19 protein-coding genes are annotated in these 22,402 nt (G+C 72.0%); 14 read left to right on the top strand and 5 right to left on the bottom strand.

All coding sequences use genetic code 11. The features are described 5' to 3' along the window. Positions 1 to 80 precede the first annotated feature (80 nt). The 3 genes from LEL83_RS03910 to sucC form a co-directional block, all read right to left on the bottom strand. Positions 81 to 3,008, bottom strand: a complete 2,928-nt coding sequence (locus tag LEL83_RS03910) for an IPT/TIG domain-containing protein (protein ID WP_263867172.1) — start codon at positions 3,006 to 3,008, stop codon at positions 81 to 83. Positions 3,009 to 3,204: 196 nt separating this feature from the next. Beyond that, entirely contained in the window at positions 3,205 to 4,092 is an 888-nt protein-coding gene (gene sucD / locus LEL83_RS03905) for a succinate--CoA ligase subunit alpha (RefSeq protein WP_198656925.1), read from the bottom strand. Positions 4,093 to 4,103: 11 nt separating this feature from the next. After that, positions 4,104 to 5,273, bottom strand: a complete 1,170-nt coding sequence (gene sucC / locus LEL83_RS03900; protein ID WP_198656926.1) for an ADP-forming succinate--CoA ligase subunit beta — start codon at positions 5,271 to 5,273, stop codon at positions 4,104 to 4,106. A gap of 225 nt (positions 5,274 to 5,498) precedes the next feature. Between sucC and LEL83_RS03895 the strand changes: the two genes are divergently transcribed. From LEL83_RS03895 to LEL83_RS03880, 4 genes are all read left to right on the top strand, one after another. Next, positions 5,499 to 7,130, top strand: coding sequence for a RecQ family ATP-dependent DNA helicase (locus LEL83_RS03895; protein WP_225557848.1), 1,632 nt, complete (start codon positions 5,499 to 5,501; stop codon positions 7,128 to 7,130). Between the two features lie 207 nt (positions 7,131 to 7,337). Continuing rightward, complete coding sequence (locus LEL83_RS03890) at positions 7,338 to 7,625, top strand: hypothetical protein (RefSeq protein ID WP_225557847.1); 288 nt, start codon at positions 7,338 to 7,340, stop codon at positions 7,623 to 7,625. Between the two features lie 50 nt (positions 7,626 to 7,675). Further along, complete coding sequence (locus LEL83_RS03885) at positions 7,676 to 8,041, top strand: hypothetical protein (protein WP_225557846.1); 366 nt, start codon at positions 7,676 to 7,678, stop codon at positions 8,039 to 8,041. A gap of 65 nt (positions 8,042 to 8,106) precedes the next feature. Then, positions 8,107 to 9,042, top strand: coding sequence for an oxygenase MpaB family protein (locus LEL83_RS03880; RefSeq protein WP_225557845.1), 936 nt, complete (start codon positions 8,107 to 8,109; stop codon positions 9,040 to 9,042). On the opposite strand, the gene LEL83_RS03875 is transcribed toward LEL83_RS03880, so the two are convergent. Further along, entirely contained in the window at positions 9,015 to 9,524 is a 510-nt protein-coding gene (locus LEL83_RS03875; RefSeq protein WP_182065746.1) for an FHA domain-containing protein, read from the bottom strand. The genes LEL83_RS03880 and LEL83_RS03875 overlap by 28 nt on opposite strands. Positions 9,525 to 9,643: 119 nt before the next feature. Between LEL83_RS03875 and LEL83_RS03870 the strand changes: the two genes are divergently transcribed. From LEL83_RS03870 to LEL83_RS03825, 10 genes are all read left to right on the top strand, one after another. Further along, on the top strand, positions 9,644 to 9,937 hold the full coding sequence (locus tag LEL83_RS03870; RefSeq protein WP_111089241.1) for a WXG100 family type VII secretion target: 294 nt from the start codon (positions 9,644 to 9,646) through the stop codon (positions 9,935 to 9,937). Positions 9,938 to 10,043: 106 nt separating this feature from the next. Continuing rightward, positions 10,044 to 10,337: a hypothetical protein gene (locus LEL83_RS03865; protein WP_182065745.1), complete on the top strand. Its 294-nt coding sequence runs from the start codon at positions 10,044 to 10,046 to the stop codon at positions 10,335 to 10,337. Continuing rightward, entirely contained in the window at positions 10,337 to 11,620 is a 1,284-nt protein-coding gene (locus LEL83_RS03860; RefSeq protein WP_182065744.1) for a WXG100 family type VII secretion target, read from the top strand. The genes LEL83_RS03865 and LEL83_RS03860 overlap by 1 nt, the downstream gene beginning before the upstream one ends. Further along, on the top strand, positions 11,617 to 12,249 hold the full coding sequence (locus LEL83_RS03855; protein WP_225557844.1) for a hypothetical protein: 633 nt from the start codon (positions 11,617 to 11,619) through the stop codon (positions 12,247 to 12,249). Before LEL83_RS03860 ends, LEL83_RS03855 begins: the two co-directional genes overlap by 4 nt. A 23-nt stretch (positions 12,250 to 12,272) precedes the next feature. Then, positions 12,273 to 12,719, top strand: coding sequence for a hypothetical protein (locus tag LEL83_RS03850; protein WP_225557843.1), 447 nt, complete (start codon positions 12,273 to 12,275; stop codon positions 12,717 to 12,719). Positions 12,720 to 13,128: 409 nt separating this feature from the next. After that, the gene (locus LEL83_RS03845; protein ID WP_225557842.1) at positions 13,129 to 14,193 is read left to right on the top strand and encodes a hypothetical protein; all 1,065 of its coding nucleotides are present in this window, start codon (positions 13,129 to 13,131) and stop codon (positions 14,191 to 14,193) included. Further along, positions 14,190 to 14,765, top strand: coding sequence for a hypothetical protein (locus LEL83_RS03840; RefSeq protein WP_225557841.1), 576 nt, complete (start codon positions 14,190 to 14,192; stop codon positions 14,763 to 14,765). Before LEL83_RS03845 ends, LEL83_RS03840 begins: the two co-directional genes overlap by 4 nt. Before the next feature lie 267 nt (positions 14,766 to 15,032). Further along, positions 15,033 to 15,593, top strand: coding sequence for a hypothetical protein (locus LEL83_RS03835; RefSeq protein WP_182065738.1), 561 nt, complete (start codon positions 15,033 to 15,035; stop codon positions 15,591 to 15,593). Positions 15,594 to 15,803: 210 nt separating this feature from the next. Beyond that, positions 15,804 to 20,174, top strand: coding sequence for a type VII secretion EssC family protein (locus LEL83_RS03830; RefSeq protein ID WP_225557840.1), 4,371 nt, complete (start codon positions 15,804 to 15,806; stop codon positions 20,172 to 20,174). A 33-nt stretch (positions 20,175 to 20,207) separates the two neighbouring features. After that, positions 20,208 to 20,846, top strand: coding sequence for a pyridoxine/pyridoxamine 5'-phosphate oxidase (locus LEL83_RS03825; protein ID WP_225557839.1), 639 nt, complete (start codon positions 20,208 to 20,210; stop codon positions 20,844 to 20,846). A gap of 150 nt (positions 20,847 to 20,996) precedes the next feature. Here the strand turns inward: LEL83_RS03825 and LEL83_RS03820 are convergent. Then, the coding region (locus tag LEL83_RS03820; protein WP_308009856.1) for an IucA/IucC family protein at positions 20,997 to 22,402 on the bottom strand (1,406 nt) is incomplete at its 5' end.

Here is a 22,402-nt window from a genome sequence, read left to right as displayed (position 1 = left end):
CTGCGGAGCCGGCCCCGCGGACGACGGGAGGCTCCCCACCAACTGGTGGGGAGCCTCCCGTCCGTGCTCGGTGACGACCGTCAGCGCGCCTCGCGGCGGCGACGGGCGACGAGCGCCGTGCCGAGACCGGCGAGGACCAGCACGGCCGCGGCCAGGAGCGGGCCCCGCACGTCGGCGCCCGTCCAGGCGAGCTCGCCGTCGTCGCCCCGAGCGGGCACCGCACCGGGGGTCGCCGACGGCGCCGTGGCACCGGGCTCCGCCGGGACGGTCGGGTCGGTCGGGTCGGTCGGCTCGACGGCGGGCTCCTCGGTGTCGACCGGCGCGACCGGGCCCGAGGCGGAGATCCCGGTCACCGTGCCGTCCGCGTCGACCGCGAACCAGAGACGGGCCGTCTGCGCACCGGCGGTGACGACGAGCTCGTGGCTGCCGGCCTCGAGCGCCGGCAGCGCGGCGGTCGCGTCGAGCGTGCCGTCCTCGGCGGTCGTGCCGGTGTACACCGTGGTCGGCGTGGAGTACACGACGGCCTCGACGTCCTGGCCGGCGGCGAAGCCCGAGGCGTGGATCGCGAAGCTCGCACCGTCGACGGCGTCACCCGTCCGGAACCCGGCGTCGATGGTCAGGTCCGGCGTGGTCACGTAGGTGAACGCACCGGCGGACCGGGCGGTCCCCCAGGCGGTCGTCACGATGACGTCGACGGCGTCGTCCGCGGCACGCGGCTCCGACTCCGGCGCGAGCACGGTGAGCGAGGTCGACGTGTTCGTCGCCGTCGTGTCGACCTGCGCCTCGACGCCGCCGATGGTGGCGGTGGCACCGTCGAGGTCGGTGCCCGTGATCGTCACGGCGTCACCGGCGTCACCCGTCGCCGGCGAGACCGCCGTGATGACCGGCACCGAGGACGCGATGACCAGCGTGTGGTCCACGCGGCCCGTGAAGCCGTCGCCGCCCGTCGCCGTGACGGTGAACGCGGAGGAGCCGGACCCGGTCGGGATCCCGGTGAGCGTGCCGTCGGCCTCCAGCTCGATGCCCGCCGGCAGGGCGCCGTCGGTCACCGCGAAGGTGTAGGTGTCGCTCCGGTCGCCCGATGCCGTCAGGGTCTGCGCGTACGGGACCCCCTGCTTGCCGTCGGGCAGCTCGGTCGGACTGACCGTGACGACGGGCGCGGTGAAGCGGAATCGGCCCGCCTCGCTCGTCGCGCTGGTGCCGCCGGCCGTGGTGACGGTCACGTCGACGACGCCCTTAGAGGACGCCGGGGTGACGGCGGTGATCTCGGTGGCGGAGTCGACCGTGTACGACGCGGCCGCCGCGTCACCGAACGAGACGGCGGTGGCGCCGGTGAACCCGGTGCCGCGGATCGTCACCGTCGTGCCGCCGTAGACCACGCCCGACGCGGGCGAGACCTCGGAGACCGTCGGGACGGCCACGCGCACCTCGGGGCTGTAGGCGCGGGAGCCCGTGTCGCCGTTGGCGTCGGTGGCCGTGACGGTGAACACCGTCGTCGTGGCCTCGGTCGGGGTGCCGCTCAGCGCACCACCCTCGCTCAGCGTCAAGCCTGCGGGGAGCACCCCGGCCGTGACCGCGAACCGGTACGGCGCGTTGCCACCCGAGGCGCTGAGCTGCTGCGAGTAGGCGACGCCGACCTGGGCCGCCGGGAGCGTGGCGGGTGCGACCACGACGGTCGCTGCGGTGACGACGAGCCGGTCCGCATCGCCGGTCGCGCTCGTGCCGCTCGGGTTCGTGACGGTCGTGTCGACCGTGCCCACGGGGATGTCGGCCGGGACGACCGCGGTGACCCTCGTGTCGGAGACGACCACGAACGACACGGCGGGCGTGGCGCCGAAGCGGACGGCGGACGCACCCGTGAAGCCGGAGCCGGTGATCGTGACCGTGCGCTGCGCGCCGCGCTGGACCGTGCCCGGCGTGACGGCGGAGACGTTGGGTGCCGGGGTGTACGTGAAGGCCCCGACGACGGGGTAGGTCACACCGCTGGCCGTGGTGACCTCGACGCGCTGCGGCCCGCCGGGCAGGCGCTGCTGCTCCGGGACGGTGGCCACGACCTCGGTGTCGGTCGAGGAGCGCACGGGTGCCGCGACGCCCGCGACGCGGACGGTCGAACCGGCGAGACCGGAGCCGGTGATGACGACGCGGTCGCCCGGGAACCCGTTGGCGGGCGACACGAGCGTGAGCTTCGACGGCCACGCGATGGTCACGGAGCCGTTGCCACCGTGGTTCGCGATCGCGCCGGAGAGCTCTCCGGCGAAGTAGGAGCTGCCGCCACCGCCGCCGCCGGCACCGCCGTTGACGAACGCACCGGCGCCACCGCCGCTGTAGCCACCGCCGCCGCCGGCCGCCGACCCGTTGGAACCGCCACCGCCGCCGAATCCGCCGCTGCGCCCGGCGCTGCCGCCGGCACCGCCGGCCGCGACCGAGCGCCCGGCTCCGCTGCCGGCGCCGTTGCCGAGGAGACCGCCGCCACCGCCGGCGTTCGAGCCGCCGCCGCCGCCGCCACCGGCCGTGCCACCGGCGCCGCCGCCGTTGTCGCCCGGGTTCGCGGTCGTCGTCGTGGTCGCCGGGTAGCCGTACCGGTTCGAGCCGGTGCCGCCGCCACCGCCGGCCGCGGCGAGGATGCCGGCCTGGTCGGGCGTGGTGTAGATGAACGAGCCACCGCCACCACCGCCGCCGGTCGAGTACTGGCGACCGTTCGCGCCCATCGTGCCGACGAGGACGTTGAGCTGCTGACCGGGTGTCACCGGCAGCGTGCCGGTGAGCTCGGCGCCGGCGGCACCGCCGTCGTAGCCGGCACCGCCCTGGGCGCCGGCGATGTCGACGTAGATGCGGTCGACGCCCGCCGGGACGGTCCAGGTCTGGACGGCACCGGTGGCCGAGAACGTGACGGATGAATCGGTGGTCGCGGCGGAAGCCGGGACGGCCGTGGCGACGGCAGCGGCAGCAGCGAGTGTGCTGACCACGATGCCGACCGCGAGCGCGCGTGCGCGCAGTGCGTTGTGCATGGGGACGAGAGTGCCTTCGTTCGGGTCGGAGGGGCTGGCTCATCAAAGCAGTCCCCCCACCCCACGCAGGGGCCGCACGCACCCCCAGAACGGGGCGACACGCCGGCGCGCGACCGTCCGGACGACGAGAGGCCCGGTGCGGAACCCGCACCGGGCCTCCCGGCGATCGACCGACCGTGCGTCGGACAGCCGGCCGCTAGCGGGCGGCGACCACCTCGCGCAGCAGCGCGGCCGTCTCGGAGGGCGTCTTGCCGACCTTGACGCCAGCCGCCTCGAGCGCTTCCTTCTTCGCCTCGGCGGTGCCGGCCGAGCCGGACACGATCGCGCCGGCGTGACCCATCGTCTTGCCCTCGGGCGCGGTGAAGCCCGCGACGTAGCCGACGACCGGCTTGGTGACGTGCGCCTTGATGTACTCGGCCGCGCGCTCCTCGGCGTCGCCGCCGATCTCACCGATCATCACGATGGCCTCGGTCTCGGGGTCCGCCTCGAACGCGGCGAGCGCGTCGATGTGCGTCGTGCCGATGACCGGGTCGCCGCCGATGCCGATGGCGGTCGAGAAGCCCAGGTCGCGCAGCTCGTACATCATCTGGTAGGTCAGCGTGCCCGACTTCGACACGAGGCCGATCGGCCCCTTGCCGGTGATCGTCGCCGGGGTGATGCCGACGAGCGACTCCCCCGGCGTGATGATGCCGGGGCAGTTCGGACCGATGATGCGGGTCGTGCCGCCCTTCGCCTTGGCGTGTGCCCAGAACTCCGCGGCGTCCTGCACCGGGATGCCCTCGGTGATGACGACCACGAGCGGGATGGCGGCGTCGATGGCCTCGAGCACGGCGTCCTTCGCGAAGGCCGGCGGGACGAAGACGATGGAGACGTCGGCACCGGTGGTGTCCATCGCCTCGCGGACGGTGCCGAAGACGGGCAGGGACACGTCGCCGTGGGTGACGGTCGTGCCGGCCTTGCGGGCGTTGACACCACCGACCACCTGCGTGCCGGCCTTGAGCATGAGCGCGGTGTGCTTGGTGCCCTCGCCGCCGGTGATGCCCTGGACGATGACCTTGGAGTCCTTGTTGAGGAAGATCGACATGGTCAGTCCCTTCAGGCCGCTGCGGCGGCGAGTTCGGCGGCCTGCTCGGCCGCGTCGTCCATGGTCGCGGCGACGGTGACGAGCGGGTGCGCCGCCTCCGCCAGGATCCGACGACCCTCTTCCACGTTGTTGCCGTCGAGTCGCACGACGAGCGGCTTGGTGGCCGCGTCGCCCAGGATGCCGAGCGCGGCGACGATGCCGTTCGCGACGGCGTCGCAGGCGGTGATGCCACCGAAGACGTTGACGAACACGCTCTTGACCTGCGGGTCGCCGAGGATGACGTCGAGACCGTTGGCCATCACCTCGGCCGAGGCGCCACCACCGATGTCGAGGAAGTTCGCGGGCTTCACGCCGCCGTGGCGCTCACCGGCGTAGGCGACGACGTCGAGCGTCGACATGACGAGCCCGGCGCCGTTGCCGATGACGCCGACCTGGCCGTCGAGCTTGACGTAGTTCAGGCCGTGGGCCTTCGCCTTGGCCTCGAGCGGGTCCTCGCTCGCGGTGTCCTCGAGCTGCTTGTGGCCCTCGTGCCGGAAGTCGGCGTTCTCGTCGAGCGAGACCTTGCCGTCGAGTGCCAGGATCTGGCCGTCGCCGGTGCGGACGAGGGGGTTGACCTCGACCAGGGTCGCGTCCTCGCCCTTGTAGACGTCGTAGAGCTTGACGAAGACGTCGGCGACGGCGTCCTGCAGCTCCGGTGGGAAGTTCGCCTGCCGAGCGATCTCGAGCGCGGCGGCCTCGTCGATGCCGGTGAGCGGGTCGACCTCGACCCGGGCGAGCGCCTCGGGCTTCTCGACCGCGAGCTGCTCGATCTCCATGCCGCCCTCGACGCTGGTCAGGGAGAGGTAGGAGCGGTTGGCCCGGTCGAGCAGCACGGAGAAGTAGAACTCCTCGGCGATGTCGGCGCCCTGGGCGACCATGACGCGCTGGACGGTGTGGCCCTTGATGTCGAGGCCGAGGATCGCCTGCGCGTGCTCGAACGCCTCGTCCGGGGTCTTCGCGACCTTCACGCCGCCGGCCTTGCCGCGACCGCCGACCTTCACCTGCGCCTTGACGACGACCACGCCGCCGATGCGCTCGGCCGCTGCTCTCGCCTCCTCGGGGGTGTCGGCGGTGATCCCCTGCAACACGGGAACGCCGTAGGACTCGAAGAGGTCCCTGGCCTGGTACTCGAAAAGATCCACGCTGTTCTTCTTCCCGCACGTTCCGTGCGATCGGCATCGGTTACCCGGTCGCCACACTCACCATCGAGGGTCGCTCGATGTCGAGACAACGGCCGCCACGCAGCCTAGCGCTGCTGGGTGGACGGCCGGTGCGCGGCCGGGAGGCACGGGTCGCCTCCGCCACGCGTGAGCCGTTGGGCGCACCCCTGGGACCACCCCCCAGCGTGCGCCCGGCAGTGTGGATCGGTGAACGAAGCACTCCGCACCCGCGCCACCGACGTGTTCGGCTGGCGCCTCCGCCCCGACCAGGAATCCGTCATCGACGCGGTGCTCGACGGGCGCGACGCACTCGCCGTGATGCCGACCGGATCCGGCAAGTCCGCGATCTACCAGGTCGCCGGCCTCGAGCTGGACGGCATCGTCGTCGTGGTCTCCCCCCTCGTGGCGCTGCAGGAGGACCAGGTCGTCGGACTCGAGCACCACGAGGGCGCTCCCCGGGCCGTCGCGATGAACGCCACGCGGAAGGCGCGTGACGTCGCCGAGGCCTGGGACGCCGTCGCCGCGGGCGAGGTCGGCTACGTGTTCCTGGCCCCCGAACAGCTCGCGAAGGACGACGTGCTCGAGCGGCTGCACGACGCCGGCGTCGCCCTGGTCACCGTCGACGAGGCGCACTGCATCTCGTCCTGGGGCCACGACTTCCGCCCGGACTACCTGGCACTCGGCGAGGTCGTGGAGCGCCTCGGCCGTCCCCCCGTCCTGGCGCTGACCGCCACCGGCTCCGCCCCCGTGCGGGACGACGTGGTCGCACGGCTCCACATGCGCGACCCGTTCGTGCTCGCGTCGGGCTTCGACCGCCCCGGCATCCGGCTCGAGGTCGTCCGGCACGCCGAGGACGCCGAGAAGCGTCAGGCCGTGGTCGACCAGGTCGCCGAGCTCGACGGCGCCACCGTCGTCTACGTCGCCACCCGTGCGGCGACCACGGAGTACGCCGACGCCCTGGCGGCCCGCGGTCGTCGCGCGCAGCCGTACCACGCGGGCATGCGGATCGCGGAGCGCGAGGCCGTCCACACCGGGTTCCTCGACGGCGACGTCGACGTGGTGGTCGCGACGAGCGCCTTCGGCATGGGCATCGACAAGCCCGACGTCCGGTACGTCGTGCACGCCGACGTCCCCGAGTCGATCGACTCGTACTACCAGGAGATCGGCCGCGCCGGGCGCGACGCCGAGCCCGCCGGCGCCACCCTGCACTACCGCTCCGAGGACTTCGGCCTGCGCACCTTCTTCGCGTCCGGCTCGCCCCGACCCGCTTCGGTGCGGGCCGTCTTCGACGCGGTCCCGACGACCGGCTCGATCGCCCGCTCGGCGCTCGTCGAGGCCTCGGACCTGTCCGCCCGCACCGCCGGGCGCGCGCTGAACGCCCTGCTCGACGCCGGAGCCCTGCGCGACGACGTCGACGGCGTCTCCCGGGTGCCCGACGGCCCGGACACGGCCGACCGCGCGGCCCGTGCCACCGCGGAGCGTGCGGCGGAGCGCGAGCGCGTCGAGGAGTCCCGGATCGCGATGATGCGCCAGCTCGCCGAGACCACCGGCTGCCGACGCCAGTTCCTGCTCGGGTACTTCGGTGACGAGCTGTCGGAACCGTGCGGCAACTGCGACACCTGCTCGTCGGGCACGGCGCTCGAGGCGGCGGCCCACGTGGCCGACGGATCGAACGACAGCGCCTGGCCGCCGGACGCCCGCGTCGAGCACGCCGAGTGGGGCACCGGCGTCGTCATGAGCACCGAGGAGGACCGCATCACGGTGTTCTTCGAGTCGGCGGGGTACCGCACGCTCGGGCTGGCCGACGTCGAGGAACGCGAGCTGCTCGTCAAGCTCTGACGTGCGGCACGTGCCCGATCGGGCACGGCGGGGGAAGGCGCGGTCGCTCGACCACCCGTCGGCGACCGCGCTCCACTCCCCCGAGCATCCGCGATGCTGCCCTGGCGGCGTGACCGACAGGTGACGCCCGGGTGAACACGACACGAACCCGGACGCCCGCCAGGCGCCGCCGGGTATGCAGGAAGCCCGCAACGGAAAGGAACCACCATGAGCGACCCCGGCATCAGCCCCGTCGACGACTTCGACGCCCAGCAGCGACGCGACGACGACATCGACCGCGAGCACGTCGGCCCCTACGAGGTGGACGAGGCCGAGGAGTCCCTGGAGACCGTCACGAACGACGCGGTCGCCGGCGAGACGGTGGAGCCGCAGCCCGGTGACGGCACCGACGACGGCCCCACCGGCGGCGCCCCGCGCGAGGGTTCGCCCGACCTGACGGAACAGGGCGAGGACCGCCCCGACCTCGGCGGCGACCTCGGCACGAAGCCGCTCTGACCCGGCCCACCACCAGGCGATCCCGGAACACGGCTCGGTAGCATCGGGCCGTGTTCCGTCGTGTCCGCACCGGTGTCCGCCGCTCGCCCGTGGCCACGCGCCTGGTGGCGATCGCCGCGATGCTCCTGGTCGCCGCCGCGGCGCACCTCGCCACGACCGCGGAGCCCGTCGGCCGGTGGGTCCCGCTCCTGGTCGTCGGGGTGGTCGGCGCCGTGGTCACCGGCGCGCCGGCCCGTCTCTGGCCGCTCCCCGCGATCTGGCTCGTCGCGACGCTCCTCGCCCTGACCCGCGACGCCCCGGTCGACTCCTCGGCCGCCGTGGTCGCGCTGGTCGTCGGTGCGGCTGCACTCCTCGCGGCGATCGCCGTCGACCTGCGCCCCGTCCTGCGGGCGCGACGCCGACGGGGTGCAGCGTGACCACCCCACGGCCCGGAGGCGCGACCCACGAGCCGCACCGTGCCTCCCGTCCGTCTGCTGGCCGCGTGCACGACCGTCACCTGCGTCGGTTCCTCGCCGACAGCACACCCGTGGCCGCGGGCGGCCGCGCCATCCTGCTGCAGATCGCCGACCCCGTCGTCGCGGCCGGTGTCCGACAGCACTCGGACTTCGCCCGGCGACCCCAGCAGCGGCTCGCCCACACCCTGATGTTCGTGTACGCCGTCATCGTGGGCACCGAGGCCGACTCGGCGACTGCGGCGGGCTTCGTCAACCGTGCGCACCGGCCCGTCGCCGGCGCCGACGACGTCGACCGGCAGCTCTGGGTCGCCGCGACACTGTTCGACTCCGCCCGGCAGGCGCACGATCTGTTCGGCACGCACGTCTGGGCGGCCCGCGCCGAGCAGGTCCTGGCCGCCTACGCCCCGATCGCCACCGCGCTGCGGGTGCCGGCGGACCGCTGGCCGGCCTCGGTGGCCGCGTTCGACCGGTACTGGCAGCAGACGTTGGCCGGACTCGAGGTCACCGACGACGCCCGCGGGGTCGTGCGCGACCTGCTGCGCCCCCGGTTCGCGCCGCTGTGGGTGCGGGCCGTGATGCCCCTCGTGCGCATCGTGACCGTCGGGATGCTGCCCGATGGTCTCCGGTCGCAGTACGGGTTCGCGTGGGGGCCGCGCGAGGAACGGCGGTTCCGCCGGACCGTCCGGGCGGTGGCCGGGGTGCGGGCGCTCGTGCCGGGGGCGCTGCTGCGGCTGCCGGGGCCGTTGCTGCTGCGGGCGATGCGGCGGACGGCGCGGCGGTATGCGGCGGCGGCTGCTGCTGGTGGCGCTCGTGCTGACGCCCCTGCTGCTGGCGCTCCTGCTGTTGGCGCTCGTGCTGACGCCCCTGCTGCTGGCGCTCCTGCTGCTGGCGCTCCTGCTGGCGCCCCTGCTGTTGGCGCTCCTGCTGCTGGCCCTCAGCCCGCGAGGACCCGCACGGCGTAGTCGCCCACCATCACGACGTCACCGGGCCGGGCGACGACCTGCGCGCCACCGACGCTGGGTTCCTGGGCACCGGACGCGCGGACGACCACCGTGCCGTTCGACGAGCCGAGGTCCTCGACCACCAGGCCGCCGTCCCCCGTCGGCCGCATCGCCGCGTGTTCACGCGACACCGACTTGCCCGGGTCGTCGAGCAGGACCGCTCGCCGACCCGGCGCGGTCGCGACCCGGCGTCCGACCACGACCGGCTGGTCGAGCGGGACGACGGTGCCGGGAGCGACCTCGAGCACGAGCCGCGGCACCACACCGATCGTCGGCAAGGGGTGCTCGGCACGCACCTCGGCGTCCGGCTCGTCGTCGGACACCGGTGCCGCGGGCAGCACCCACGCACGGGACAGGACCCCGGCCTGCCGGTCACGCTCGACGTCGGCGTGCGTGACCACCGGGCGCTCCGGGGCGTCCTCGTCCTTGCGGCGTCGTGCCACGGTGTACCCCTCGTTCTGGTGGTTGTCCACAAGTGGTGCGAGATGCGATGCGATCAAGTATGGTCGAGTCGCGCCGGGGGGCTCCCGGTTTCCACATCCGCATCGGGAGGGCATGCGCCATGGCCAACGTCAACGTCACCTACGACGATCTTCGCAACCAGGCTTCACAGCTTCGCAACGGCCAGAAGGCCATCGAAGACCAGCTGAGCCAGCTCAAGAGCCAGATCGACAACCTCGTCTCGTCGGGCTACGTCACCGACAAGTCCTCGAAGGCCTTCGACTCGACGTACTCGGAGTTCAACTCCGGTGCGACGCAGACCATCCAGGCCATCGACGGCATGGCGGGCTTCCTCGAGAGCGCGGCGAACACGCTCGAGTCGACGGACGAGCAGCTCGCTTCGAGCATCGGCTAGTCAGGACCAGCACGACGGTGGCCGGCGCCTTGAGGGTGCCGGCCACCGTTCTCGCCGCAGGGGCGGCGTCGACGAAGAGCAACAGTAGGAATCCACCGGGGGAACCGTGGCCGGCACCATCAAGCTCGATCTCGACCTGATCGGGAATCTCGCATCCGACCTCTCGAGGCTGCACGGCGACTTCGAACACGTCGCTTCTGCCGCATCTGACTACAAGATCGGCATCGGCTCGATGACGGTCAGCAGTGCGATCGACGACTTCGCGGGCAACTGGGACATCCGACGCGGGCGCCTCCGAGAGTCGATCAAGGCCGTCGCCGAGATGGCCGAGAGTGCGCACGACGGCTTCACGCAGACCGAGGTCGAGCTCGCGAACCGGATCCTCGGGAAGGACAGCTGATGGCACGGCCCAGCGACTGGAGCGCCGTCGACATGCAGCTCGATCCGGTGCCCGGCGACCCGGTCGAGGTTCGACAGTCCGCGTCGGGTGCCCGCTCGATCGAGCAGGCCATCACCGAGCAGGTCAACCGTCTCAACAGGCTCAAGGACGGCGATGGCTGGGAGAGCGAGTCGGGGACGAAGTTCCGCGACTCCGCCGGGGACCTCGCCGGCGCCATCGAGAAGGCCAAGGGCCGCTACACAGCGCTCGCCGCCGCGCTCGACCAGTGGGCAGACGGGCTCGAGGGGCTCCAGCGCGAGGCCGACGCCGCTCTGCTGCAGGCGCAGGACGCGCGGGACGCGCACCGCGCTGCGGCGAACCAGACGATCAGCGCCGAGGCGGACAGCCCGGAGCACCAGGACCAGGTCGACGCGCAGGACCGGGCGCTGAGTGCGGCACAGGGCGACATCGACGCGGCGAAGGCGATCATCCACCGGCTCGCCGGTCCCTTCGGCGAACAGGGCGAGTACGGGGACCTGGCCAGCCGGGTCGCCGATCGCATCCGTCAGGGCGCCGACGACGGCCTGAAGGACGGCTGGTTCGACCACGTGAAGCAGGCGATCCACGATGCACGTGGGGTTCTCAACGTGATCAAGGACGTACTGGATGCCGTGGGTGCGGTCCTCCTGGTCGTCACCGTGATCGCAGCCGTGTTCTTCCCCGCGGCACTCCCCGTGATCGCCCTCATCGGGCTCGCGGTTGCCGGCGCGAAGCTGCTGATCACGGCGACGCAGTCGGTAGCGGGTGACGCGAGCGCGAAGGACGTCGGCAAGGATGCGCTCGGGTTCGCACTGGCCGCGGTCGGGTTCGGCGCCGCCAAGTACGCCAGCTCAGCGATGGGGCTGCTGCGGGGGGCGGTCGGAGAGACACGCGCAGCCTCGGCTGCCGCCGCAGCGCGTACGGCGAACGCCGGGGCGGCCGGCGAGTTGAGTGCGTTCCTCCGGGGAGGCAGTGCCGGCGTCCGGGAGGCAGAAGCGATCGGCCGGAAGCCCCTCACGGCGTTGCTCGACACGTACGTCACCGGCGGTCTGATGGAGACCGCTCAAGTCCTCAAGCTCGCGCCGGACTCCGCGCTCGCACGCGAGGCCGCGACGCGCGCAGCGCTCGCGAACGGAGTCGTCGCGGGCTCCGGGCTCCCCGGTCTCACGGAGATGCCGGAACCCGTGGAGAACGTCGTCTCCGCCGCCACGGACTGGGACGGCTACTGGAAGTCGAAGAGCGAGATCCACGTCGGTTCGCTGTGACGCAGTACCGAGTCCTCTTGCCGGACGGGTGGTACCGGTACCCGGTCGACGGCGACCCGAAACGTGCCTCGCGAGCGTTCGCTGACCGACACCTCGTCCTCCTCGGCGGAGATGATCCGACTGCAGTCGAGGCACGGCGCCGCGCACGCGACGACATCAGCTCCGCCTTCACGACGATGGCGGATGCCGGTACGACCGACCTGTACTTCTTCGATGGCCGGTTCGGCGGAGCGCCGATGAACATGTTGTTCACGATCGGAGTCGTCTACCTCGGGCCGACGATCGCGGAACTCGAACTCGCTGAGGTCGCTCCGGCGCTCGGCGCTTCGACGACGCTCACGGATCTGCCCGTGGGGGCAGCGCTCCGGGCCCGTTCCGAAGGTGAGCTCGACGGAGGAGGACCGCTGCCGGCTTCGCTTCCCAGAGACCTCGCCGCGGCGTTCCTGGCTGGTTCGGGACCGGACGTGCCAGCGAGGACGACGCGCGTGGACTACCTCCTGCCGGTCCCGCAGGAGCACGGCTCCTTCGCGCTGATCTCGTTCCAGTGCGCCGGTGAACTGTTCACGGACGAGCGTGTTGCGCACTTCGACATCCTGATGACCGGCTTCGCCTGGGAGAGCGGACGATGAGGATCACGTGGCCACGGACCGACGTGCTCCGTCCGCTCGACCTCGAGGCACATCGTCTCGATCCCTCGAGCGCGCCGACGATCATCAGACGACTCAACGAGACGGATGCAGCGGCCGCCTGGATGGTCCACGAGGCCTCACGCGAGGTCGGCTGGGTCGCCGTCCGCACTGCTCCGCTTGCGGGTCGGTCTGCCGGAGTCGTTCGGGCTGGCCTTCGTGCTCCTGACCCGATCGGACCGATCGAGGAGTCGATGCTCGCCACGAGCAGCGGCGACGCACTGCGGCTGGTCCAACGGCTCGCGTTGGAGCGGCCAGGTGGCGCGCGTTTCGTCGTCGTCCAGGCATCGTGGTCCTGGGTCGTCGGAGACGAGCTCGTCGTCCTCTCTTCGAGCAGCGCAGAGCCCGCACTCGCCGAACTGTTGATCACGCGCATCGACGCGCTCGCTGCGAAGATCGTCATCGATGCCTGAAACCCTTGCCCGCCCTGCCACTTCGAGTGACCGGGCGGACGCTGCGACAAGTGCCACGAGGCTCGTCATCGACGAGCAAGATCGGATCGTCATCCTCGACTGCGGCGGTGACCGAACGACGACCGATCCGGTCGCGCGCGCCTGGTTCCTGGACGAGGACGTCCTCCCGAGACGTCTCGCTCCCACAGCCAGCAACGGTGCCGTGCTGCTCGAGGACGTGAACGGCAACCTGTACCTCGTTCCGATCGATGATTGGTGGATGGCTCCCGTCTCCGTCGTACCGAGGGAGCTCGCACTCCGCTCGAGCGGTCTCTCCACGTTGCTCGACCGTTTCGCCACGGATGCTCCGCTTCCCGGCCATCTCGCCTCCGCCCGCGTCCTCGCCCCCACGGACGAGCGACGACGCGCCGTGAGACAGAAGATGCTGATCGTGGTCATCCTGCTCGGACTGGGCGCCTTCCTGACGGACGCGTTCGGTCCGATCGTGCTCACGATGAACCGCGTCACCGACGCCCCGGTTCTGGGATGGATTGCGGCCGGTGCCGCTGCGGCCAACGCGATCGTGGTGCTGGCCATCGCCGCAGGGCGGAGGCGGCTGCCCAGGAATCTCCGGGGGCAGGCGCTCCGGCCCGTGGTCGGCCCTTCCTGGTTCCTCGACTCGGCGTCGATCAGCGCGGATGACCACGGTCTCGTCCTCGTCGACGGGCAGGGCATCGCGCAGCGGTTGGCAACACCGGATCGGCATCTCGGGCCGGACGTCGTCGTGCGCGCGGCGTTCGTGCACGACGAGGACCCACGGGTGCTGCTCATCGACGGAACGGACACGGTCCGCGCGCAGTTGCCGCTGCGCTCGTGGGCACCATCGCCGGACGAGACACTCGTCCTCCGAGAGTTCCTGCAGCGGCTCGGTGTCCTCACCCTCGTGTCGGACGATGTGCGCAACCAGCCCGCGCTCGCGCTCGACGAGATGCGCAGCAGCCGTGTCGGCCCGTCGTCGCTGATGCTGCCGAACGTCATGGGGTCCGTGCCCGCGTACCCGTTCCTCGCATCGTCGGCCTTCACGACGGTCGTGCTCGCCGGCGCTCGTTCAGCAAGCCCTGGGGACACCTCGACGATCGTCACTGCCGTGTCCGCAGCCATCGCGGTCGCAGCGGTCGCAGCGGTCTTCGTCGTCGAATCGAGTTCACGTCTGCCCGTCGCTCGCATCCGTCCGGAACAGCACGGACGCCCCGATCGACCGACGCTCACCCGACGTCACCTCGTGGCCGTGGGCATCCCGCTCATCGGAGCAGCAGTCGCCGTCTGGTACTCGATGCAGGGCAACGTCTTCGCTGCGGCCAGCATCCTGCTCCTGGTACTCGCCGTCCCGCTCGTCTCGTGGCTGAGCTTCCGTCGTCGTCGCGCAGAGCGGGGGAAGGCACCGGTCGGGCTCGGACGTTGGATCGTGATCGGAGCCCCGAGAGGAGACGAATGACTCGCCTGCTGTGGAACTACAACCGCGCCTGGACGCTGCTCGATGACGAGGGTCACATCGACGACGTCACCGACGCTGCGGTGGAGCATGCGCTCGCGCAGGCGAAGCAGCGGCCGAAGCGTCGAGAACGCACGGTCCTCCGAACGGTCATGCACGACATCGCTGCGTTCCAGTCCGCGGCGAAAGCGGAGAGCTGCTTCGTCCTCTCGACCACCGCGCCGACGGTTCGTGCGATCGCCTACGCGGTCGTGCACAGTGTCGCCGGCGTCGACCGCGCGGACAGCTTCATCGACGATGCTCGTGCACCGCGGGCGTCCGGTATCGGCGACGCCAGCGTCAAGGCACTCGACCTGCCCGTCGGCCGCGCAACGCTGGTGGAGATGCGGGAACGCAGCACCGACCGCCGGGCACGGTCAGTGATGCAGGTCGTCCGCGCGATCATCCCGATCGTCGACGGCCTGAACGAGCTCACCGTGGTCGTGTCGTTCTTCGTCCCCGACGAGGACGACAGTGCACTCGCGCGGCCGATGCTCGACGAGCTCCTCCGCGACGTGCGTGTCGATTGGGGTTGAGCGTCATCACTGAGGCGGAGATGGTCGCGCAAGCAGCCGTTCCGAGCGACGATGCGAAGCACGGCGACAACTGGGGCCGCTCGCCGTCGTGGACGGCCGCCCGTACGGCGCGCAGTCGGCGGGCACCATCGTGCTCACCGATCGGATCGCGCCCGCTCGGACGCTGGACTGGTCGGACGTCCTGCGCTCGATCGTCGTGAGGCCTGGCGACCGAGCCGTCGTGGTCCGTGACGAACACGGACGCGAGTTCGCACTCTGCGTGTCGTCGTGACCGGCGCCCCCGATCCGACGCCCGTCGACTTCCGCGGCCTCGAGGACATCGCCGGAGCGGACTGGTTGGTCGTCCCGCTACCCGAGGAGGTCCGGGGCAAGCCGAAGCGCTGGGCGAACTCGACCACCTCCCGACTCTTCCCCTGGTACGTCCGACCGTTCAGGACGGCGGAAGTGATCTCGACCGCGGCGTCGCTCGAGGTCCTCTGCAGGATGAGCGCACCCGACCTCCGGTTCGCGGTGTTCCGCCCGCAGCTCACGTCGATCACGAACACGACCACCGTCGCCGTCAGCGCGACCGATGAGCGGCTCGTCGGCCCCGGGAGCGCTCCGGCCGACGGCCTCCGAGCCGGCACCGGCACCCGTTGGGAAGCGGGAACCGAGACTTGGCCGTTCCTGGATGCAGCGGGAGCCGTGGCCGCTCGTCGCTGGCAGTTCCGCTCGGGTTCCTCGACCATCACCGTCACGGGGATCGGCGATCACGCTGCTGCCTTCGCTGGCGCTGAGGCGTCCCTGGAGGCCTTCGTCCGACGCATCACCACGCGAGGTGGGTGTTGAGACTGGGCGCGTCATGGGTGAGCCAACCCAGCTCCCCACACCGCGCCTCCAGTTCGACAACCCGTCCACAAGCCGGGTGCAACCCGGCCTGCGCATCGCAGGAACCTGCGAGAATCGACCCATGAGCGGCAGCACGACGCTGCGGGGGGCCTCGTCCGACCACCGCGCTGCGACCACGACGACCACGATCTCCGGTGCGGGGCGCCTCACGTGCGCCTGACGTTCACCGCGAGCCACCTTCCGTCGAGCGCCTCTGCCGACTTCGTCGTGGAGTGCGACGAGGACACCCTCCTCGGCGAGATCGTCGAGGTCGTCGCCAAGCGGCTCGGGCAGGGTGCCGCGTCGATCGTCGACGTCGCGGTCGACGCCGTACCGACCACCCCGCACGCACGCATCGGCGACGGCGTGCTGCTCGAGGGTGCACGCCTCACCTTCGGCGGACCGGCGCCGGTCCTGCCACTGCCGGGCGACCTGCCGAGCGTCCGGATCGTCGGCGGGCCGGGTGCCGGCACCGTGGTGGTGCTCGATGCCGGGATCGCCCACGTCGGGTCCGCGCCCGACGCGACGGTGTCGCTCCCCGACCGGTCGGCACCGGAGTACGCCGCCGTCCTGCGGCTCGACCTCAACCGTCGGTTCACCATCACCCCGACGAAGGGTTCTCGGGTCCTCGTCGACCGCACCGAGGTCGATGAAGAGACCCCGGTCGAACCGGGCAGCATCGTCACGATCGGCGACACGCTGCTGTCGGTCGCGGTACCGGACGCCGACCGAGCGGCGATCAGCCTGACCCCCGGTGGCGGCTCGCTCGACTACACGCGGCCACCGCGGCTCCTGCCCGAGGACCACCCGTCCGTGTTCAAGCTGCCGGCCGTACCGGCACAGCAGTCACGTCGATCCATCCCGATCATCGCGGCGCTCGCGCCGCTCGGCATGGCCGCTGTGATGGTCTCGATCTTCCACAACGTCGCGTACCTCGCGTTCGGTCTGATGTCGCCGATCATCATGTTCGGCAACGCCTGGTGGGACCGCCGGAACGGCAAGAAGTCCCACAAGCAGCGCGTCGCCGAGTACGAGGAGACCAAGAAGGCGGTCGAGGCCGACGCCCTGGAGGCAGTGGTGCGGTACCAGCGCGAGCTGCGGACCAGCGCCCCCGACCCCGCCACCGTGCTCGACGTCGCACTGCGACGTCGAGCTCGCCTGTGGGAACGCCGGCGGACCGATCCGGACTACCTGACGCTGCGCGTCGGCACCGCGGACGTGCCGTCCGGCGTCGTGCTCGAGGACCCGTCGGCGCTCGAGCACCGGCGAGCGGTCGACAAGCTGGCGGAGGACGTGCCGGTCATCGTCGACCTCGGCGTGCAGGGGGTCGTCGGGGTCGCGGGTCGTGACGAGCACACGCGGCACCTGACGTCGTGGTTCGTCGCGCAGCTCGCGGTGCTGCAGAGCCCGCGTGACACGCAGTTCGTCGTGCTGACGGACGCCCGCTCGGCCGACGAGTGGGCGTGGTTGCGGTGGATCCCGCAGGCGCGGCCCGGCTTCGGGCAGGACGCCGTCATCGCGATCGGCAACGACGCCGAGACGCTCGGTGCCCGGGTGGCGGAGGTCGGTCAGCTCATCGACGCGCGACAGCGGGCGATGCGCGAGTCCAACGTCCGGGGCATCCCCGGCCCGGACGTCGTCGTCGTGCTCGACGGAGCGCGGCGGCTCCGTGCCCTCCCCGGACTCATCCGGATCCTGAAGGAGGGCCCGGCGGTCGGGGTCCGCGCCGTCTGCATCGAGGAAGAAGCCCGGCTGCTGCCGGAGGAGTGCTCGGTCGTCGTCACGGTGGGCCCCGAACGCATCCGCGTCGCTGCGCAGCGCCAGGCGACGGTGACCGACGTCCGGCCGGACCGCATCCCGGACGGCTGGTTCGAGACGGTCGCCCGCGCGGTCGCGCCCATGGTCGACGCGGACGACGAGAGCGACGCCGGTGGTCTGCCCACCTCGTCGCGACTGCTCGACGTCATGCTGCTCGAACCGCCCACACCCCGCGCGATCACCAGCGGGTGGGCGGTGCGGCCGCGCACCACCGAGGTGGTCGTCGGCGAGAGCCTGGACGGGCCGTTCGCGTTCGACCTGCGCAAGGACGGGCCGCACGGTCTCGTCGCGGGGACGACCGGTTCGGGCAAGTCCGAACTGCTGCAGACGATCGTGGCGTCCCTCGCGGCGACGAACACCCCGGAGGGCATGAACTTCGTCCTCATCGACTACAAGGGCGGGGCGGCGTTCCGCGACTTCGCACCGCTGCCACACACGGTCGGCATGGTCACGGACCTCGACACGCACCTGGTCGAGCGCGCGCTCGAGTCCCTCGGCGCCGAGCTCCGTCGTCGCGAGCACCTGCTGGCCGACGCCGCGGCGAAGGACATCGAGGACTACCTCGACCGCCTCGGCCGCGGCGAACCGCTGCCGCCGATGCCGCGCCTGCTCATCGTCATCGACGAGTTCGCGAGCCTGGTGCGCGAGCTGCCCGACTTCGTCACCGGGCTCGTGAACATCGCGCAGCGCGGCCGTTCACTCGGCATCCACCTCATCCTCGCCACCCAGCGCCCGACCGGTGTCGTGTCGAACGACATCCGCGCGAACACGAACCTGCGGATCGCGCTGCGCGTCACCGACTCCAGCGAGAGCACCGACGTGATCGACGCGGGCGACGCGGCGCAGATCCAGAAGAGCACGCCCGGTCGCGGGTACATCCGGCTCGGTGCCGGTGCCCTGCTGCCGTTCCAGTCCGGTCGCGTCGGTGGCCGCCGGCCCGGGCAGTCGTCCCAGCGCAAGCAGGTCTGGGCCGGTGCCGTGTCGTGGTCGGCTCTCGGCACCGCACCGCCCGCGCCGCCGAAGTCCCAGGTGCAGCACACCGACGAGCGGACCGACCTGCAGGAACTCGTCGGTGCCGTGGCCGCCGCCGCCGCGGAGCTCGGTGGCCCCGCCCCCTACCGACCGTGGCTCGACGCCCTGCCCGAGACGCTGCTCTTCACCGACCTGAACGACCGCGCGTGGGAACTCGACGACAGCACGACGACGGACGCGCGCGTGGGCCCGCTGCCCTTCGCGTTGCAGGACTTCCCGGGTGAGCAGGCACAACGGGTCAGGAGCCTCGACCTCGACTCCGACGGGCACCTGTACGTGGTGGGTGCACCTCGCAGCGGCCGGTCGCAGGTCCTGCGCACCATCGCGGCGGCGATCGCCCGGAACACCTCGGCAGCCGATGTGCACGTGTACGCACTCGACTGCGGCAACGGTGCGCTGCTGCCCATCCAGGCGCTCCCGCACACCGGTGCCGTCGTGCAGCGCGTGCAGACCGAACGAGCGCAGCGGCTGCTCGCCAAGCTCACCCAGGAGCTCGCGCGTCGCCAGCAGGTCCTCGCCGACGGCGGGTTCGCCAGCATCGTCGAACAGCGCGCAGCGGCGGTCGTGCCGTCGGGACGCCTGGCCCACATCGTCTTCATGCTCGACCGGTGGGAGGGGTTCGTGGGTTCCCTCGGCGAACTCGACCACGGCGCCCCGACCGACCAGGTGATGACGCTCCTGCGCGAGGGCGCCAGCGTCGGCATCCATCTCGTCGTCACGGGTGACCGCCAGCTGCTGTCCAGCCGCATGGCCACCCTGGTCGAGGACAAGCTCGTCCTCCGCCTGTCGGACCGCGGCGACTACGGGCTGGCGTCGCTCAACCCGCGCAAGCTGCCGGAACAGGTGCCCGACGGTCGTGCGTTCGCCTCCGACTCGGCGACGGAGACCCAGATCGCGCTGCTCGCCGCCGCGGGGACCGGGCAGTCGCAGGCCGCCGCGATCACCGCCCTCGCCACGTTCGCCACGGAGCGCGACCGTTCGGTCGAGCGCACCCGCAGGCCGTTCCGCGTCGACCAGTTGTCCGGTCCGGTGCCGTTCGACCGTGCGTGGGAGATGCGGGACGACGACGCCGGTCTGTTCGGCCTGGTCGGGATCGGCGGCGACGACCTCACCGCGATCGGCCCCGACCTGGCCGCGGCCGGCTCGTTCGTGGTGGGCGGCCCCGCCAAGTCCGGGCGGAGCACCGTCCTGCTGTCGGTGACGCGCTCGGTCCTCCGCGGTGGCGGCGAGGTCGTGCTCGTCACGCCACGGCAGTCCCCGCTGCGTGGACTCGCGACGGAGCCGGGCGTCCTGGCGGCGCACGAGGGCGTCGACCTGACCGAGGACGACCTCGCACCCCTGTTCGACGGGCAGCCCGGCCGCCGCGTCCTGGTGATCGACGACGCGGAGCTCGTGAAGGACGCCCCGGCGAAGAGCTGGTTGCAGGGCTTCGTCAAGCGGGCGGCCGACAACGGGCAGGCGATCGTCGCCGCCGGCCTGACCGCCGAGTTCGGCGTCGGGTTCACCGGGTGGCAGGTCGACATGAAGCGCAACCGCTCCGGCGCGCTGCTGAGCCCCCAGGCGATCACCGAGGGCGATCTGCTCGGCATGCGTCTGCCGCGCAGCAGCATCGTCGAGCGGGTGCAGCCCGGTGCGGCGATCGTGCACCTGGGCGACGGCGAGCTCGTGTCGGTGCAGGTGCCGACTCCCTGAACGCCGAGGCCCCGCGCACGGTTGGCTGGGTCCATGTCCTCTGCCCCGCTCTCCGGTGACGACTCCCTGCACCTGCCCGAGTTCGACAACCCGCCAGCGTCTCCGCTCGACCTCGCCCGCGAGTGGTTGTCCGCGGCGAAGGACCGGGAGGTCTCCGAGCCGTTGTCGATGACCCTCGCCACGGCCGGGGCGGACGGTCGTGTGTCGGCGCGCACCGTCGACGTGAAGCGCATCGAGGCGGACGGACTGGTCTTCGGCACGTCGGAGGACAGCCCGAAGGGCCGCCAACTCGCCGAGAACCCGCACGCAGCGTTGCAGACGTACTGGCGCGAGACGATGCAGCAGCTCCGGTTCGAGGGGCGCGTCGTGCGGCTGTCGGACGACGAGTCCGACGCCCTGTTCGCGGACCGCTCCCCGAAGTCACGCGCCGCGACGGCCATCGCCGATCAGTCGGCCGTGCTCGAACCGCGCACCCTGCAGGACCTGATCGACGACGCGAACGACCTGCTCGACGACTCGGGCGACGACGTCCCCCGGCCGGCGGGCTGGGTCGCCTGGCGTCTCGAGCCGGACATCGTGGAGTTCTGGCACGGCAGCCGCGACCGGATGCACCGACGACTGCAGTACGCACTTGCCGAAGGCGCCTGGACGGCCACCCGCCTCCAGCCCTGAGACGCCCAGCCGCACCCCGCACAACCGAAGTGCGTCCGCGCCACGGCAAGGCGCGGCGTGAACGCACTTCGGTTGTGCGAACGGCAACGGAACCGGCGACCGCCAGCCGCCAGCCGCCAGCCGCCAGCACCACCGACCGACAGACCCCCCCTACCGCCCGATCGGGTTCCCCATCGCCCCCGCCCGGATGAGCGACGCCGACTGGTCCGCCAGGTCCACCATCGACAGGGTGTTCCGCAGCTGCAGCCGGTTCAGGCACGAGTGCTCGAACGTCGGCACCCGCAGGTCCAGCGGCCGACGGCGGTCCGGGTGTGCATCGGCGTAGGCGTCGATGCACTCCCCCACGACCTGCCAGAACCGGGCCTCCGGCAGCACCCCGTCGTCGTCCAGGATCGCGGCGACGAACCGCAGCACCCCGTCGAACACGTCGGTGAACACGGCGAGCGCCGCTTCGTCGTCGGAGACCGGGTGCACGATCCGCTCGATGTCCGCAGGGACCGGGTGGTCGGCGTCGCGCCCGAGCACCACGACCTCCTCCCCGATGTCCTTCATCACGGCACGGACCACGACGCCGTCCCGCACGACGAGCACCAGGTTCTCGCCGTGGGGCATGAAGGCCAGCTCGTGCACGGTCAGGCAGTGCACGACGGGCAGCAGGTACGCGTCGAGCCAGCGCCGCACCCACTCGTCGGCGGGCAGCCCGGAGGCCGCGATCAGCGCCGAGACCACGGCTGCCCCCGAGGCGTCGCGGTGCAGCAGTGCCGCCATCGTCAGCAGTCGCTCGCCGTCCGTCATCCGCGGCAGCGGGCTCTCCCGCCAGAGTGCCGCGAGCATCTTCCGCTGCGGCGAGGACACGTCCACGCGGTGGTACGCGTCGCCGGTGTACCCGATCGATGCGTGCTCCCGCAGGACCGAGAAGCCGGCGGCGGTGAGCGTGGGATCGGCGGCGACGATCCCGGCGACCCAGTCGTTCACCGCCGGGGTGTTCCGCATGTACGCGGGTGACATCCCCCGCAGGAACCCCATGTTCTGCACGGCGAGCGCCGTCTTCACGTACGAGCGTGCCGGGTCGGTGCGGTTGAACGCGGTGCGGATCGACTGCTGCGGCTGGTACTCGTCCGGACCCTCGCCCAGGTCGACCAGGTCCTGCCGGCCCAGGTCGGGCGCGAAGGTCACGGCGATCCGGTGCTGCCACTGCCAGGGGTGCACGGGCAGCCACACGTAGTCGTCGGGGTCGAGCCCGCGACGCTCCAGCGTGGCCCGGAAGTCGGCCACGACGTCCGCCGACAGCTCCGACTCCCAGTGCGCCTGCTCGGTGCGGTCCGCGGCGAGCGCCAGGTGCGTGTGCTCGCGTCGGGCGGCGAGCCACCGGTACCGGAACCGGCCGCCGGACTCGGGCGCGAACGCCCGGTACTCGTCGAGCCCGAACCCGATCCGTCCGTTGGCGGCGACGAAGGCCGGGTGCCCCTCGGTCATCGCCGCCTCGACGTCCTGGAACGACGCGACGACGTCCTCGACGGATCCGGCCGCCCCGGACGCCTCGGCCGACCCGGCCC

This window comes from Curtobacterium oceanosedimentum (assembly GCF_020297365.1).
Lineage (GTDB): Bacteria > Actinomycetota > Actinomycetes > Actinomycetales > Microbacteriaceae > Curtobacterium.
This window is presented reverse-complemented; position numbering and strand designations above follow the sequence as displayed.